This is a genomic window from Fusibacter paucivorans, from assembly GCF_018390735.1.
Taxonomy (GTDB): domain Bacteria; phylum Bacillota; class Clostridia; order Peptostreptococcales; family Acidaminobacteraceae; genus Fusibacter; species Fusibacter paucivorans.
Map to the genome: position 1 here is coordinate 76,148 of NZ_JAHBCL010000005.1, position 15,898 is coordinate 92,045.

Annotated in this window: 19 protein-coding genes; all 19 read right to left on the bottom strand. The window is 44.9% G+C overall.

The genetic code is table 11. The annotated features are described in order from the left end of the window. Window positions 1-29: 29 nt before the first annotated feature. Window positions 30-890, bottom strand: a complete 861-nt coding sequence (gene atpG, locus KHM83_RS03865; RefSeq protein ID WP_213235595.1) for an ATP synthase F1 subunit gamma — start codon at window positions 888-890, stop codon at window positions 30-32. A gap of 23 nt (window positions 891-913) precedes the next feature. After that, window positions 914-2,425 (bottom strand): F0F1 ATP synthase subunit alpha, encoded by a 1,512-nt coding sequence (gene atpA / locus KHM83_RS03870; RefSeq protein WP_213235596.1) that lies wholly within the window; start codon window positions 2,423-2,425, stop codon window positions 914-916. Between the two features lie 16 nt (window positions 2,426-2,441). Next, window positions 2,442-2,984, bottom strand: a complete 543-nt coding sequence (gene atpH / locus KHM83_RS03875; RefSeq protein ID WP_213235597.1) for an ATP synthase F1 subunit delta — start codon at window positions 2,982-2,984, stop codon at window positions 2,442-2,444. Continuing rightward, window positions 2,972-3,505: a F0F1 ATP synthase subunit B gene (gene atpF / locus KHM83_RS03880; RefSeq protein ID WP_213235598.1), complete on the bottom strand. Its 534-nt coding sequence runs from the start codon at window positions 3,503-3,505 to the stop codon at window positions 2,972-2,974. The genes atpH and atpF overlap by 13 nt, the downstream gene beginning before the upstream one ends. A 38-nt stretch (window positions 3,506-3,543) precedes the next feature. Further along, a complete protein-coding gene (gene atpE / locus KHM83_RS03885) occupies window positions 3,544-3,807 on the bottom strand; it encodes an ATP synthase F0 subunit C (protein ID WP_425513863.1) in 264 nt (87 codons plus the stop codon). A gap of 130 nt (window positions 3,808-3,937) precedes the next feature. Then, window positions 3,938-4,489, bottom strand: a complete 552-nt coding sequence (gene atpE / locus KHM83_RS03890) for an ATP synthase F0 subunit C (RefSeq protein WP_213235600.1) — start codon at window positions 4,487-4,489, stop codon at window positions 3,938-3,940. Between the two features lie 49 nt (window positions 4,490-4,538). Next, window positions 4,539-5,240, bottom strand: coding sequence for a F0F1 ATP synthase subunit A (gene atpB, locus KHM83_RS03895; protein ID WP_343213113.1), 702 nt, complete (start codon window positions 5,238-5,240; stop codon window positions 4,539-4,541). Beyond that, window positions 5,230-5,649 (bottom strand): ATP synthase subunit I, encoded by a 420-nt coding sequence (locus tag KHM83_RS03900; RefSeq protein ID WP_213235602.1) that lies wholly within the window; start codon window positions 5,647-5,649, stop codon window positions 5,230-5,232. The genes atpB and KHM83_RS03900 overlap by 11 nt, the downstream gene beginning before the upstream one ends. Window positions 5,650-5,899: 250 nt before the next feature. Then, window positions 5,900-6,247, bottom strand: a complete 348-nt coding sequence (locus KHM83_RS03905) for an AtpZ/AtpI family protein (RefSeq protein ID WP_246542856.1) — start codon at window positions 6,245-6,247, stop codon at window positions 5,900-5,902. Between the two features lie 187 nt (window positions 6,248-6,434). Beyond that, window positions 6,435-7,550: a non-hydrolyzing UDP-N-acetylglucosamine 2-epimerase gene (gene wecB / locus KHM83_RS03910; protein WP_213235603.1), complete on the bottom strand. Its 1,116-nt coding sequence runs from the start codon at window positions 7,548-7,550 to the stop codon at window positions 6,435-6,437. A 154-nt stretch (window positions 7,551-7,704) separates the two neighbouring features. Beyond that, on the bottom strand, window positions 7,705-8,742 hold the full coding sequence (locus KHM83_RS03915) for an MraY family glycosyltransferase (protein ID WP_213235604.1): 1,038 nt from the start codon (window positions 8,740-8,742) through the stop codon (window positions 7,705-7,707). 17 nt (window positions 8,743-8,759) lie between these two features. Continuing rightward, entirely contained in the window at window positions 8,760-9,245 is a 486-nt protein-coding gene (locus KHM83_RS03920) for a deoxycytidylate deaminase (protein ID WP_213235605.1), read from the bottom strand. A gap of 31 nt (window positions 9,246-9,276) precedes the next feature. Further along, on the bottom strand, window positions 9,277-9,906 hold the full coding sequence (upp, locus tag KHM83_RS03925) for a uracil phosphoribosyltransferase (protein WP_213235606.1): 630 nt from the start codon (window positions 9,904-9,906) through the stop codon (window positions 9,277-9,279). Window positions 9,907-9,916: 10 nt separating this feature from the next. After that, entirely contained in the window at window positions 9,917-10,363 is a 447-nt protein-coding gene (gene rpiB, locus KHM83_RS03930) for a ribose 5-phosphate isomerase B (RefSeq protein ID WP_213235607.1), read from the bottom strand. A 57-nt stretch (window positions 10,364-10,420) separates the two neighbouring features. Continuing rightward, window positions 10,421-11,518, bottom strand: coding sequence for an L-threonylcarbamoyladenylate synthase (locus KHM83_RS03935; protein WP_213235608.1), 1,098 nt, complete (start codon window positions 11,516-11,518; stop codon window positions 10,421-10,423). A gap of 169 nt (window positions 11,519-11,687) precedes the next feature. Then, window positions 11,688-12,860, bottom strand: a complete 1,173-nt coding sequence (locus KHM83_RS03940; RefSeq protein ID WP_213235609.1) for a cation:proton antiporter — start codon at window positions 12,858-12,860, stop codon at window positions 11,688-11,690. 163 nt (window positions 12,861-13,023) lie between these two features. Beyond that, complete coding sequence (gene prfA, locus KHM83_RS03945; RefSeq protein WP_213235610.1) at window positions 13,024-14,103, bottom strand: peptide chain release factor 1; 1,080 nt, start codon at window positions 14,101-14,103, stop codon at window positions 13,024-13,026. Next, on the bottom strand, window positions 14,096-14,956 hold the full coding sequence (gene prmC, locus KHM83_RS03950; protein ID WP_213235611.1) for a peptide chain release factor N(5)-glutamine methyltransferase: 861 nt from the start codon (window positions 14,954-14,956) through the stop codon (window positions 14,096-14,098). Before prmC ends, prfA begins: the two co-directional genes overlap by 8 nt. Continuing rightward, window positions 14,953-15,894, bottom strand: coding sequence for a DUF1385 domain-containing protein (locus tag KHM83_RS03955; RefSeq protein WP_213235612.1), 942 nt, complete (start codon window positions 15,892-15,894; stop codon window positions 14,953-14,955). Before KHM83_RS03955 ends, prmC begins: the two co-directional genes overlap by 4 nt. Between the last annotated feature and the right edge of the window lie 4 nt (window positions 15,895-15,898).

Below are 15,898 nucleotides of genomic sequence, written 5' to 3' on the forward strand. Positions count from 1 at the left end.
ATCATAATTTAGGGCGTTATGCCTCTTCATTACTTCAGTGCTTCAGCACCACCAACAATCTCAGTGATCTCTTGTGTAATTGCCGCCTGACGTGCTTGATTGTACGTCAGCGTCAATTCTTCGATGATCTCCTCAGCATTATCGGAAGCACTTTCCATCGCCACGCGTCTTGCAGCCTGCTCAGACGCAGCGGATTCAATCAGTCCACCGAAAATCGTACTTTCCACATATTTGGGAATAACAAATTTCAGTACCTCTTCCGGAGAAGGTTCATAGTTGACAAAATCTGTTGCTTCATCCTTCGCGACCTGCTCACCCTTTTCAATCGGCAATAGCTGCAATGTCACCGGCACCTGTGAAATCGTGCTGGCAAAATTCGTATAGACGAGTTTTACGGCATCCACTTCACCTGCGTCAAACATCGCAAGCGCTTTCTTTGCAATATGAACGGCATGAACGTATTCAGGCTGCTCCGAAATATACAAAAATGTATCGACGACGTCAAGATTCATTCGGTTATAGGCGTCCGTTGCCCGTTTACCGATGGTGATAAACTTTGCCTTTTTAGGATCGGCGATGTCTTCAAGTGCTTTCTTAATGGCATTAATATTATAACCACCGCATAAGCCTCTATCTGATGTTATGACGATATAGAGTGTGTTCTGGATTTCCTTATCTGCAACGTATTTTAATTTAATGCTCTTGTCAGCACCCAAAATGTCCTTTACCGCTTCCGTTACCGTTTCAAAGTAAGGCTTGGTAATATCCATTCGGTTGCGTGCACGTTTAAGCTTCGCCGTTGAGACCAGTTCCATTGCTTTGGTGATCTGCATGGTGCTGTTAACACTACGTATTTTACGCTTGATATCGCGCGTATTACTAACTGCCATTCTTCTCCCTCCTACAAGGAACCTTACTCGGCGGTAAAGCTGGATTTAAACGCTTCGATTGCCGATTTAAGCTTTGTTTCCATTTCTTCTGAGAGAACGCCTGTTTCAGCGATGCTTTTGCCGATTTCAGGATTATTGAGCTTCAAGTACTCAACAAGACCCGTTTCAAATTTTTGAATATCTTTAACGTTGACGTCTACCATGTGTTTGTTGACGACTGCGTAAATAACCATAACTTGATTTTCAACCGACATCGGTTTATACTGCGCTTGCTTCAGGATTTCCATCAGTCTCTCGCCGTGGTCGAGTGTCGCTTTCGTCTCCTTATCGAGTTCGGAGCCGAACTGAGCAAAGGCGGCGAGTTCACGATACTGCGCGAGCTCGAGTTTAATCTTACTTGCAACTTTCTTCATGGCTTTGATCTGAGCTGAACCACCAACGCGGGATACGGAAATTCCCGGGTTAACCGCAGGTCTTTGGCCTGAGAAGAAAAGTTCTGATTCAAGATAAATCTGACCATCTGTGATGGAGATAACGTTCGTTGGAATATACGCCGATACGTCACCTGCTTGTGTTTCGATAATAGGTAGTGCTGTAATGGATCCCGCACCGAGTTTGTCCGAGAGCTTAGCAGCACGCTCGAGTAATCTACTATGCAAGTAGAAAACGTCGCCGGGGAAAGCTTCACGTCCTGGTGGACGTCTTAAGAGGAGCGACATGGCACGATAGGCAACGGCGTGCTTACTAAGGTCATCATAGATGATGAGCACGTGTTTGCCATTGTACATGAGTTCCTCCGCCATTGAAACCCCAGCGTAAGGCGCAATATATTGAAGTGGTGCCGGATCAGATGCCGTCGCTGCAACGACACATGTATAATCCATTGCACCGTGATCTTCGAGTTGTTTCACGATTTGAGCAACTGTTGATTTTTTCTGGCCGATAGCGACATAAATACAAAAGACATCCGTATCTTTTTGATTAATAATCGTATCGACCGCAATCGCCGTCTTACCCGTTTGTCTATCGCCGATGATGAGCTCACGCTGGCCTCTGCCGATTGGAATCATAGAGTCAATAGACTTGATCCCCGTTTGCAGTGGTTCATGAACCGACTTACGGTCGATAACCCCAGAAGCTTTTGCTTCGATTGGTCTGTATTTATCTGCTGGAATTGGTCCCTTGCCATCAATCGGTTGCCCGAGTGAATTGACGACACGACCAAAGATGTTTTCACCGACAGGCACTTCTACGACACGACCTGTACGCTTGACCACATCCCCCTCTTTGATTTTTTCGTCTGAGCCGAATAGTACGACACCGACACTGTCTTCCTCTAAGTTAAGCACCATCCCGTAAATGTCGAATGGGAATTCCAAAAGCTCCCCTGCCATACATTTTTCGAGACCGTAAACGCGTGCAATACCATCACCAACATTGAGGACAGTACCTGTGTCTTCTACTTGAAGCTGAGACTCATATTTCTTAATCTGTGCTTTGATCACAGAACTAATTTCTTCTGGTCTTAGATTCATGTGTTACACACTCCTATTAAACAATTATTTGAGTTAACCCTTCGAGCATACCTTCTAATTTGTACTTCACAGAACCATCAATGATCTGTTCCCCCATCTTCACCACAATCCCTCCAAGGAGATCTGGATTGACAACGGGATTCAGTATGACTTGCTTACCCGTCTTGTCTTTGAGTTTCTGCGTCAATATCTGAAGCTGTTGCGCGGTTAATGGCATAACTGATTCAACTGAAATGCTCAGTACTTTATTAAAATCATCAACCATTGCATTGAATGTCGACCCAATCTCAAAAATATCGGCGATGCGATTTTTAGCGATGAGCATTTTCAGAAAGTTCATCATCTCTACAGATAGTTTGCCTTCAAACGTCTCCGTGACAACACTTTGCTTGTCCGCCTTGTTAATCGTCGGCATTTTCATAATCTCGAAAAAGGCCGGGTACATTTCAAAGCTCGAAACGACAAAATTTAACTCGTCACGCAATGCTGCCATGCTGTCGTCTTCAGTTGCGACACTAAAAAGCGCTTCTGCATAGGCTTTACTGACTAATTCTGCCATTGAACGTCACCTACTTCATTGATGAATTGATCAATCAGCGCTTTGTGATCGGCTTCATTAAGATCTTTTTCAACGACTTTAGACGCTGCCATAATAGTAAGCTCGGATATTTGATCCTTTAATTCATTCACCGCTTTGATTCGTTCTCTTTCAAGCTCTCTGTGAGCATTCACCTTCATTGTATCAATTTCGGTTTCAGCAGTTTTAATGATTTCAAAAGCCCTGTTTTCAGCACGTTGGGTTTGCTTTTTAATGATTTCCTTACCTTCATCCTCCGCGGATTCGAGTTTTTTCTCATATTGTGCAATTAATTCGTGTGCCTGATCTTCCAAGTTTTGTGCATATTGGATTTGGTCTTTTATTTCATTTTCACGGTTTGCCATGAATTTCGTCACTGGACCAAAGAGAAACTTTCTCAAAATCAAATATAGGATGAATGTATTGATCAACTGGAATACAAAGGTCTGACTAATTTCGACAAGACCCAATCTCAAGCTGGCAATTGTTAATTCCGGGTTCATTTTATCCTCCTTTTAATAAAGGATATAGTATCCTATATTTAACCTAATAATTTTACTAATGGATTTGCAAATAATAAAATCAGCGCGATAACGAGACCGTAGATCCCTGTTGTTTCGGCTACGGCTGCACCGAGGAGCATCGTTCTAACGATGTCGCCTTGTGCTTCCGGCTGTCTGCCGACGCCTTCTGCACCTTTACCAGCTGCATATCCCTGACCGATACCAGGGCCAATCCCTGCGATCATCGCAAGACCTGCGCCAATTGCTGAACAAGCTAATACTAACGCTTTACCAGTAATCATAGTTTCCATAAGAAGATCCTCCTTCAAATCATAAAAAATTCGATTTTAATCATATTTGGGACGTCCTTGAAAGTTCAACTGACGCCTTAAAAGCCCCTAAACGTTTTACCAAACGCGGGCGTATTCAAATCTACATTCTAATTAGTGGATTTGCAAATAATAAAACCAAAGAAATAACCAGTGCATAAATGCCTGTTGTCTGTGCAACAGCTTGCCCTACCAGCATTGTTCTGACGACTGACGACTGAAGTTTCGGCCTTTTGCCAACTGCTTCAGTGCCTTTGCCCGCAGCATAGCCTTGTCCTACACCTGGTCCGATCCCGGCGATCATCGAAAGACCTGCGCCAATGGCGGAAGCCATAATGACCATTGCCGAACCTTTTGCAGAAATAAGCGGGTTACCAAAGAGCATGATCAGAGCGACGACAAGTGCGAGAATCCCCGAAGTCTCTGCTACTGCTGCCCCAAGTAGCATGACCATTGTCGTTTCCCTTTGACTCTTTGGATTCCTTGAAACTGCTTCAGCGCCTTTTCCAGCTGCATAACCTTGACCAATGCCCGGGCCTATACCAGCGATCATAGCGAAGCCCGCACCAATGGCAGAAGCACCGAGTACCACTGCTTTGGGATCAAAGCTCATTAACCATTCTAAAAATCTCACTATGAAATTGGTTGTTTCCATAAACTCACCCCTTCTAAGATTCATTCCCAATAACCATTGCGTATGATCACTACTCCATAGCACCGGAAATGAACACCATTGTTAGCATTGTAAAGATAAATGACTGCAACAATCCTGCAAATACATCGAAATAAATATGAAGTACGGCAGGAATACCGGCTTGAAGCAATGGAACGGTCAGTCCGAGTAATAATTGGGTAAAGCTGCCAAGTGCACTATAGAGCAATGTCATAATAATGACACCGGCAACGATGTTGCCGAACAAACGGAAGCCAAGTGATACCGGATTGGCGAGTTCGCCAATGATATTAAGCGGCAACAGAAATGGAATCGGCTCTAAGAAACCTTTGGCATAGCCTCCAAGCCCCTTTGATTTAACACCAAAGAACTGTGTCAATACAAACGTCAAAATCGATAGACACATCGTTGTATTAAGATCAGCCGTTGGCGGTCTGAGGCCAAAGAGACCTATGATGTTTGAGATACCTATCAGCAGCATCAACGTACCGACATACGGTGCAAAAGCTGCATTTTTCTCACCCATATTTTGCTTAGTAAGGTTATTAATAGTCCTGACTATTGTTTCTACCACCAATTGCACACCCGTTGCTTCCCTTTTCAGATTTCGTGTGACTAAAAATGAAAAAATGAAGAGCACGAGCATGATAAACCATGTGACAGTTACCGTTTCTGTAACGGCAATATCACCAATGTAAAATGCAACGCGTGGTCCAAAACCTTCAATGCCCACTAGGTTCATCCTCCTTTCTTTTAAAGATGTTTTTGTAATACTGCTTATCATTAAATAGATTGGTAGCAAAAATAATGAATTTAATGATGGTCATACCTATGATGGTACCCAGCACATTTATATAAGGTGCGACGATGGATACATAGAGCACCACCCCCGTCACGATATACCTTACAAAGTACTTGCGCGTCGCATAACCCTGTGCCTTCGCAGGCGACATGGTGACCGCACGTCTGAGGGTATTGCCAAGTTCAACGAAATTGAGCGCACTAATCGCCGAACCAAAAACCAAGCCGTAGACAAACGCAAGCGGCGCTTCTAAAAATATAAAAGCCAAAACCACAAAGACAATATCCGCAATCAGCAGATATATTAAATAATTTCGTTGGAGTTTCCTTGTTTCGTCCATTCAAATACCCGCCTTAAATCATCTTTAACCATTATAGCACTATTTATAGCACATAGTAATCATGTTCTCGTTAAGCTTTTTACCTTCAGCTCATTACTCTGAACTCTGAACGGCTCATGCTATTCAGCAGAATCGGCAGCCTTAAGCACTGTCATTTTATGATGACATCACTAAGCGTCCTAAAAGGTCACCGCGGAATTATCGTCATTTCTTCAACAGCGAACAAAGTTTGTTACTTTATTAACATTCCTTAAGACTTCGTCTTATCCCCATTTGTTTCATCAGTATGCTTTTCAGCATCCTCTGCTGCTTTGCGGCGTTCCTGCATGACTTCACGTTCAAAACGCTGAACATATCGCTCCGGCGTTTCAGAATCTTGATATTCGCGACCTTTGGTCTGCGCTAACTGATAGAGATTCCTGAATGCAGCCCCAACGCCCAGCACAATTCCTACAATTAAAAAAAGACTCCCATTTCCGAACTTCCGGTCAAGGAATTGCCCAATAAAAACGCCGCCGAAAATTGGAGTAATCATCATAATGCCAACCTGCGATAGCAGCGCTAAATTTTCCATGATACCCTTTGTCTGCTTCTTCAAGCTAACCTCCACGTGATAGATATTATAACACATTTTATTACGCTTCGTTAACAATTATCCAAATAATCAGAATAATCCATATCGTTTAAAAGAAATGTTTGAATTCTTATATTAGGATATCATAAAAGTATCATAAAAAAAACAAAAAATCACAGTATCCTTTAAGTTACTGTGATTTCTTACTTTTCTAGTCAAGATACTTTTGACGGATCACTTTGACAATTTGTTCACAAGCAGTGCCGTCACCATAAGGGTTAACGGCTTCCGACATCGCCTGATAATGTGCTTCGTCAGTGATCAGCCTTGTTATTTCACGTTTAACATCTTCATAACCGACGCCTGCGATCACAACAGTGCCCGCATCGACCGCCTCCGGTCTCTCCGTCTCTGTCCGAAGCACCACGACCGGCTTGCCAAGTGCCGGCGCTTCTTCCTGAATACCACCAGAATCTGTTAAAATCAATTTCACGCGATTTTGAAGATTGGCAAATGCTTCATACGGCAGCGGCTCAATAAGATGAATGCGCTCGCAGCCGTCAAAATGGGTTTTGGCAATCTTGCGCACATTGGGATTGAGATGCATCGGAAAAATCAGCGCCGTATCGGGATAGGTGTCGACAGCTTCGCGAATGGCTCTAAAGATATCCGCCATTGGTTCACCCAGGTTTTCTCTGCGATGTGCCGTCATCAGCATGACTTTCTGGTGTTCAAAATCAATTTGATTGAGCAGTGATGTTTCAAAGACATAGTCCGAACGAATCATCATCTTTAACGCATCAATAACCGTATTGCCCGTCTTGGCAATGACTGACGCATCAACACCTTCATGCAGTAAATTGTCAACATTCCCTTCTGTCGCGGCAAAGTGAACAGCTGCCAGCTTAGATGCCAGCATTCGATTCATTTCTTCCGGATACGGACTGTAGATATTGCCGCTTCGTAGACCTGCTTCAACGTGTCCGACTGGAATTTGCTGATAAAAAGCAGCAAGTGCCGCCGACAGCGTCGTCGTCGTATCGCCGTGCACCAGCAAAAGATCCGGCCGATCTGCTATCAGAACGTCCTCAAGCCCTTTGAGGACGCCTGCTGTAATATCGCTGAGACTTTGGCCTGCCTTCATTAAATTCAAATCGTATTTTGGTTTGATATCAAACAGCGTCAGTACTTGGTCGAGCATTTCACGATGCTGCGCCGTTACGCAGACAATTGCCTCCATACCCGGTTCGCGTTCAATCGCCTTCACCAGCGGTGCCATCTTAATAGCTTCAGGCCTCGTACCAAACACGAGCATTACTCTTAACATAGTCATTTCCTTCCGCAATATGTTCTTTTATTTTCCTTCAAACGTCCACCACAAGCGTTCACATCAGCGATTCTAAATCAAGGATCAGAAATTCAACGGTATTCATGAGGTCAATTTAATCTTGTCATCACAATCACTTGTCTCTGTGATGCATTCAGCCGTCATTACCGTTTAGCCTGCCCTTTTTCTCCATTTCAATAGATTTATTGACTGGGATAAAGACAACGACTGCGGCAATGGCTAATAGCGCCACGGCATTGATATAATCGTGTTTTAACAACGCAATCGCACCCGCCCCCATTAGTGCGCTGATCAAATACATGGACAGCACGACTTTTCGCTGATTGAGACCTGTCGAAAGCATTCGATGATGCAGATGTCCCTTATCTGCTTCCATAATAGGACGCTTGTTAATCATACGCCTTAAAATCGCAAAAGCCGTATCAAAGATAGGAACACCCAGCGCCAATATCGGTACGACAACGGTAAGGGCCGTCGCGCCTTTTAAAGCACCTTCTATTGAGATCGCTGAAAGAATCAATCCCAGAAACAGCGCCCCGGTATCACCCATAAAGATTTTAGCAGGGTTAAAATTGTGCGGCAGAAAGCCTGCAGAGCTACCTGCCAGTATCAATGTAATCATTGCCGCATCATAGCGATGATTGGTAAAGGCAATATAGCCGAGCGTTACCGCAGCAATGGCAGAAATGCCTGCTGCGAGACCATCAAGGCCATCAATGAGATTAACCGTATTGGTCACCCCGACAATCCATATAATCGAAACGGGTACGGACAGGATCCCCAAATGGATATAGCCCGATTCCCCGAAGAAGTTTGTAAAATAGTTTATTTCGAAGCCCGCCTTTACCAGTATACCGGCACAGATAATCTGAATGACAAGCTTCGTCTTCGCCCCGAGATCCTTAACATCGTCAATCATCCCGGTAACGAGTATCAGTGTTGCACTGATAAAGAGTCCGGCGAGTTTCTGCGTCTCGATATTCGAGAAAATCAGCATACTCAAAAAGAACCCAACATAGATTGCAACACCACCCCAAAGCGGCATCGGTTTATTATGAACACGACGGTTGTCCTTAGGAATATCCAGCGCACCAAAGTGATGTGCTAACTTAATCACCAGCGGTGTCGTTAAAAAACTTACTAAAAAAGCAAACAAAGCTGCTATATACATGACATTTACACCTTCAATCAATAGCCAAAATGGTTTTCCAGAGAATCATCATAATAAACCCAGTCACAGACGTGAATGACGCGAAAATCGGTCTCGGTATCGCGGATCACGACTTTTTCAATACCTGAATTAATAACGAGGCGTTTACACATTGCGCAGGAATTAGCATTTGCGACATAAGCATCTGATTGCATCTCTTTGCCAACGAGATAGAGCGTTGATCCAATCATATCTCTTCTGGCTGCAGAAATAATCGCATTGGCCTCCGCATGTACAGACCGGCACATTTCGTAGCGCTCACCTTTTGGAATTTTCATTGACTCTCTGACACAATGGCCAAGGTCAATACAGTTCTTACGATCCCTTGGTGCTCCGGTGTAGCCCGTTGCAATGATCTCATCTTCATTGACAATAATTGCGCCAAAATTGCGTCTCAGACAAGTGCCGCGATTGGCAACTGTCTCAGCAATATCCAAATAGTAATTCGTCTTGTCCTGTCTCATCTTAACACGCCCTCTCGAATACCGCGAGTGTCTACTTCGTGCCAAACAAACGATCGCCTGCATCGCCAAGACCTGGAACGATGTATGCGTGATCATTGAGTTTCTCATCAATTGACGCAATGTAGATATCAACATCGGGATGTGTTTTTTGAACAGCGGCAATGCCTTCCGGGCAGCCGATCAGACATACGAGTCGAATGCTGGTCGCCCCTCTGTCTTTAATAAACTTAATCGCCGCATTGGCAGACCCGCCTGTTGCCAGCATTGGATCGACAACAATAAGATCGCGTTCCGGTACATCCGAAGGCAGCTTACAGTAATATTCTACCGGTTCCAGCGTTTCCGGATCACGGTAGAGGCCAATATGACCAACCTTCGCTGCCGGCAAGAGGTTTAAGAAACCGTCAACCATGCCGAGACCCGCACGTAAAATAGGAATAATTGCCACTTTTCGACCTGCGAGTACCTTCGTCTTCGTCTTGCAGATCGGCGTCTCAATTTCAATTTCTTCAAGCGGCAGATCACGCGTTACTTCATATGCTAAAAGCATCGAAATTTCCTTTACCAGTTCTCTAAATTCCTTTGCCCCCGTCTCTTTATCCCGAATGAAGCTCAACTTATGCTGAATCAACGGATGGTCCATTTCAAAAACCTTACTCATGTGAATCTCCTTATAAATATTTTTTTTCAATTGCTACAATTTTATTGACACGCGATTCATGTCGGCCGCCTTCAAAAGACGCCTCAAAAAAAGCATCGACGATTTTGAGCGCCAGGCCTTCGCCGACAACTCTCTCTCCCAATGCCAGTATGTTCGCGTTATTATGTCTCCTCGCCATTTCAGCACTAAATGTATCGCTGACCGGTGCGGCAATAATGCCCTTGACTTTATTGGCGGCAATGGATATGCCCAACCCCGTACCGCAGACGAGTACACCTAAATCACACGTCCCCTCTGTGATGGCAAGCGCCACCTTTAAGGCGTAGTCGGGATAATCGCATGAGACGGGTTCGTCAACGCCAAAGTCGACAACCTCATAACCCTTTGCCTCCAAATGTGCCTTTACCTTGTGTCTGAGATTGAAGCCGCCGTGATCGGAGCCCATTGCAATTTTCATAAGCCACCTCCAAATTTATTCCTTAATATTATAAATTTTTAAGCCTTAAAAATCAAATTAAATTCTTATTACCGAACCCTCCGCAGCTTTCAAAAGGCGATTCATAATTGCGCTGCCAATGCCCTCTTCTGCTATGCCGTGCACCAGCACGCGCTTGCAGCCGAAATCATCAGAAGCCCTTAAATCTCGAAAGAGTCTACTGGCAAAAACAGCAGGGTCTTTGGCGCTGCCCTGATCAAATAAAACAGCATGATCAAGCCCGCAAGTATTATCCGCCATAAGCCGATTCAAAACGGCTAAATCCTCCGAAAAAAGCAAGATTGCAATTTTATAATCCCCAGCTGCCGCCTCATCAATCGCCGCCTCAAATGCTTTGATAATCCCAACAGTATCCCCTGTAAAAACAGTAACCTCAGCATTGGGCGCATAGTGTCGATATTTCATGCCCGGCGCTTTCGGCACTGACTTTTCTCCCTTTAAAGCTTTTAAAGCGGCATCCGTTTCACAATCCCCTGCAATTTCGGCTACCATCATTTCCGTAATCGCACCCGGCCTCAAAATCACTGGTATATCCCCCGTCATATCAATGACAGTGGACTCAAGCCCCACCATCGCATCATCGCCTAAAACAATGCCGTCAACCCTTCCCATGAGATCGTGAATGACGTGTTCAGCTGTCGTGGGGCTCGGCTTGCCCGACAAGTTGGCAGATGGTGCTGCAATTGGAAGATTTGACAAGTCGATAAGCGCACGTGCAACGATATGCGACGGCATGCGTATCGCCACAGTATCAAGTCCGCCTGTTACTTTATCCGGCACAACTGACCGCTTTTTAAAGATCAGCGTCATCGGTCCCGGCCAAAAGGCATCCATCAAGCGAGCCGCAGTCTCCGGCACTGACGCAACGAGATCATTGAGCATGTCACGTCTCGAAATATGCACGATTAACGGATTGTCGGAAGGACGTCCCTTTGCGGTATAAATACTTTCAATTGCTGTTTCATCGAGTGCATTAGCGCCTAAACCATACACTGTTTCCGTCGGGAATGCAACTGTACCGTTAGCCTTAAGTAGTTTCGCGGCACCCTTTAATGCCGGCCATGCCAAGGCATCACCTGTTAATTTTCTAACATCAAAAATGATTGTTTCTTTCATAACTATTTATCTCCCAATGTAACCTGTCTATTACTTTACGCTAAAAAACAGCACCGCAACGGGTGCTGTCCTCAATCCATTCATATCCGATATCGGTCATTTGTATCAAACAAGTACAGCGTACCTGCCCCCCTTGATCATCCAGCAGCCTTCACACCACCTTGCCAAGCTAGGACGAATGTGCCTCCTGCGGCTTAACATCCCGACTAAAACTCCATTTAAGCAATGATGGTGTAATCAACGTGGTCACGAGAACCATGACGATGGTTGCCGCCATTTCCTTATCTGTCAAAATAGACATCTGCAATCCAAGATTTGCAACAATAATGGCAACTTCTGCCCGCGGAATCATGCCAATGCCAATCTGAATGGCATGATGCCTGTCAAATCCCGTGAGATATGCGCCAAAACCACAGCCCAAAATTTTCCCAAGGACGCCTAGTACGATAAGAATCGAACCAACGCCCAATGCTGAAAATGCTGCGCCGAGATCAATATCCATACCGATGCTCACAAAGAAAACCGGCGTAAACATAAAGTTTGAAAGCTTGCCAACTTCATGAGACACTCTGTGTTTATGCGATGTCAATGAAAAGATGACACCTGCAAAATAGGCACCTGTAATAGCGGCAACACCAAATTCTTCTGATGTAAATGACAGGACGAGACAGATAAAAATCGCCCATGTAATGAGCTTATCCTCTGAAATGTTCGTGCGTTCCAGCTTCCTAAGAACAGTGACAATGATTTTGCCAACCACATACAAAACGACGAAAAAGGCTAAGATTTTTAAAACTGTCATTAATATCGACCCCGCAGCACCTGGTCTAACGACACCCACCAGCAGCGTGAGGAGAATAATACCAACAATATCGTCAATAATTGCCGCACCGAGAATCATAATCCCTTGCCGCGTCCGGAGCTGCGCAATTTCCCGCAGTGTCTGGACAGAGATACTCACCGAAGTCGCTGTTGATACGACGGCTAAAAAGAGTGCCACATTCGAATCATGACCCGGTAAGATCAGACGCATCCCAAAATAAACAAAAAATGCCGGCAGCACAACGCCGCCAAGGGCAATCAGCGATGATGAACGACTGGACTTCACCAGTTCCTTCACATCGGTTTCAAGCCCCGCAATAAACATCAATAGGATTACGCCAATTTCTGCAAACTCACTGATCAGTGGCGTCTTTTCCATAAACCCAGCTCCGAGAATTAACCCGATGATAATTTGGCCTAAAACTGCCGGCTGCTTAAAACGCTCACTCAAAAGCCCGGCGAGGTGTGCACTGATGAGCACAATCCCGAGCTGTAATAAAAACAAATATTTCGAATCCATACTAACCCACCTTCAACGTAACCCCTATTTTTTAAGTATACGCTTCTAAAAAATAACTTTCAAGGCTTCAGACAAAGGAATCCATATGGATGTATATCTTTTTATACATAATGACATACAAAAACGGCTGTTTATCAGCCGCTTTAATCGTTAATACAATCATCTACAGATCGTTTTCTTCGAGTTGTTTTAACATTTCAGCCTGGAAGAATGTCGTCACTTGATCTATCATTTCATCAATTTCGCCATTCATATAGCCATCGAGCTTATAAAGCGTCACAGGCACGCGATGGTCGGTAATCCGACCCTGAGGAAAGTTATACGTTCTGATTTTCGCGCTTCGATCACCTGTACCGACTTGGCTTCGGCGCTGCTCCGCAATTTCTTCATTTTGTTTATTTTGCTCTATTTCGTAAAGACGCGCTTTCAACACTTGTAAAGCGCGCTCTTTATTGCTGAGCTGCGATTTGCCATCCTGACAAGTCACCACGAGCCCTGTCGGCAGGTGGGTAATTCTGACGGCGGAGTCCGTTGTATTAACACTCTGCCCACCATTACCTGAAGACCGATAGACATCAACGCGAAGATCATTTTGTTTGATCTCAACTTCGACGTCATCTACTTCCGGCAAAACGGCAATCGTTGCTGTCGATGTGTGAATGCGACCGCCTGATTCCGTCTGCGGAATTCGCTGAACACGATGCGTGCCGCTTTCATATTTAAGCCTAGAATAGGCACCCTTGCCCTTAATCATGACAGAAGCTTCCTTAATCCCACCGACACCTGTCTCTGAAGTATTGAGCACCTCAGTCTTCCAGCGATTGTTTTCGGCATAACGTATATAAAGGCGCATAAGTTCCGCCGCAAAGAGTCCGGCTTCATCGCCGCCTGCACCGGCACGCACTTCTAAAATAACATCGCGTTCATCATTGGGATCCTTCGGCAGCAGCAGCATTTTCAGCTCCAGTGAAACCGTTTCCAGTTGTTCTTCAAGATCGCCAAGCTCCATTTTTGCCAATTCCCGCAGCTCTTCCTCATCACTTTCTCTGATCAGCGCCTTTGCTTCTGCAATGCCGGTATTGACAGCCTTGTAGACTTTAAATTTTTCAACAATCGGCGCCATGTCCGAATGCTCTTTCATCAGCTTTTGCCAGAGTTTCTGGTCATTGATGACCTCGGGATCTGATATTTTGAGCCCAAGTTCTTCAAACTTTTCTTCTATGAATTCTAATTTATCAAACATCATAACCTCCATGACGACATTTTCCTATAATAAACCTCGGAACCCCGCGAAGATCACATTCCAGATGAACGTCTTCATAGCCCGCTTCCCGCATCATTGCGGCAATGCGCTCACCCTGATCGTGCCCAGCTTCAAACATCAATAGGCCATCAGACTTTAAATACCTTCCAGCTGCCGGGATCATGCGGCGATAAAAATCCAGTCCGTCTTCTCCGGCAAAGAGTGCCGTTTCAGGTTCATAGCACGACACTTCTCTTTGAAGCGTTCTCCGATCCGAAATGGGAATATACGGCGGGTTGGATATAATCAAGTCAAATTGCATGCCGTCAACCGCTTCAAACAAATCGCTTTCGAGTATCGTCAAGCGCTCTAAAACCCCAAGTCTTTGCGCATTTTCGGCTGCTATAGTAAGCGCTAGGGTTGAAATGTCAACCGCTACGGCTTTCGCATCTGCTATCCCCTTCAAAAGGCTGATGGCAATCGCACCGCTTCCCGTCCCCACATCCAAAATATGAGGTTTCACAGTCGATTCCAAACGCTTTAAAGCATAGACTACCAGCGATTCGGTATCGTCGCGCGGAATGAGCACACCCGGCTTTACTTTAAAGGTTAATCCCATAAACCCCTGTTCGCCAAGAATATACTGAAGCGGTTCATGCGCCTCACGCCGTTTAATCGCAGCCAAGACGCGCGATACTTCAGAAGTTTCAATCACAGTATTCCGTTCAAGAACGAGATCCAGTTTCGAAAATCCCAGTAATGTCGTCAGCAGCAATCTCGCTTCAACAGCATAAGTCTCTGTAACAGCGCTTAAACTGTCTTCAGTTTGTTTCAGCAAAGTGCCGAGTGTCATTGTGGTTTCGCCTCGTCACCCATCGTCGCCAACACGGCATTAAAAGCAGCAATAGCAACTTCGAGCTGTGAGTCATCCGGCTCTGCAGTCGTCAGATTTTGCATCATCAATCCCGGTTTGCTAATCGCCTTAACAATACCATTATTGGAACGTCCCGCCAGTTTGAGCACTTCATAAGAAATCCCTGCAACGAGCGGCAGCAGGAGCAATTTAATGCCAATGCGCACCAATATGCTGTTCCAGCTGATAAAGCTAAAGAGGATAATACTAATGATGAGTACAAAGAAGATAAAACTCGTCCCGCACCTTGGGTGCAGCGTCGTAAACTTTCTCGCATTTTCAACAGTCACCGGCTGTCCACTTTCAAAACAGTGAATGGTTTTGTGTTCTGCGCCGTGATACTGAAAAACACGCTGAATATCTTTCATCTTTGAAATAGAAGCCACATAAATAATGAAAAAAGCAATTTTCATAATACCTTCTATGGCGCTAAGCATCATTGGTTCCTGCACAAAACGTCTAAAGAGACCGACGACAAAGGTCGGCAGCACACCAAATAAAATCAATGCAAAGAGAAACGCCGTCACAATTGAAAAGCCCATGATAACATCATCTGCACGATCGCCAAAGATATTCTGTAGGCGCCTTTCCAATTCGTCTTTATCATCTGCCGCTTCTTCTTCAATGTAGAATTCTGCTGAATACGTCAATGCGCTAACGCCGGTAATCATGGAACTGACGAGACTTACAATGCCTCTGACAAATGGGATCTTGGCAATTTTCATTTTCTCAAGCTTGCCTACTTTGTCCATTTTAATTTCAATTTCACCATCGGGTTTACGGACGGCAATGGCAATATCATCTTTACCGCGCATCATGACGCCTTCGATGAGTGCCTGTCCGCCAATACTGGTATATTTCGGTTTGTCTGCTTGCATAAGA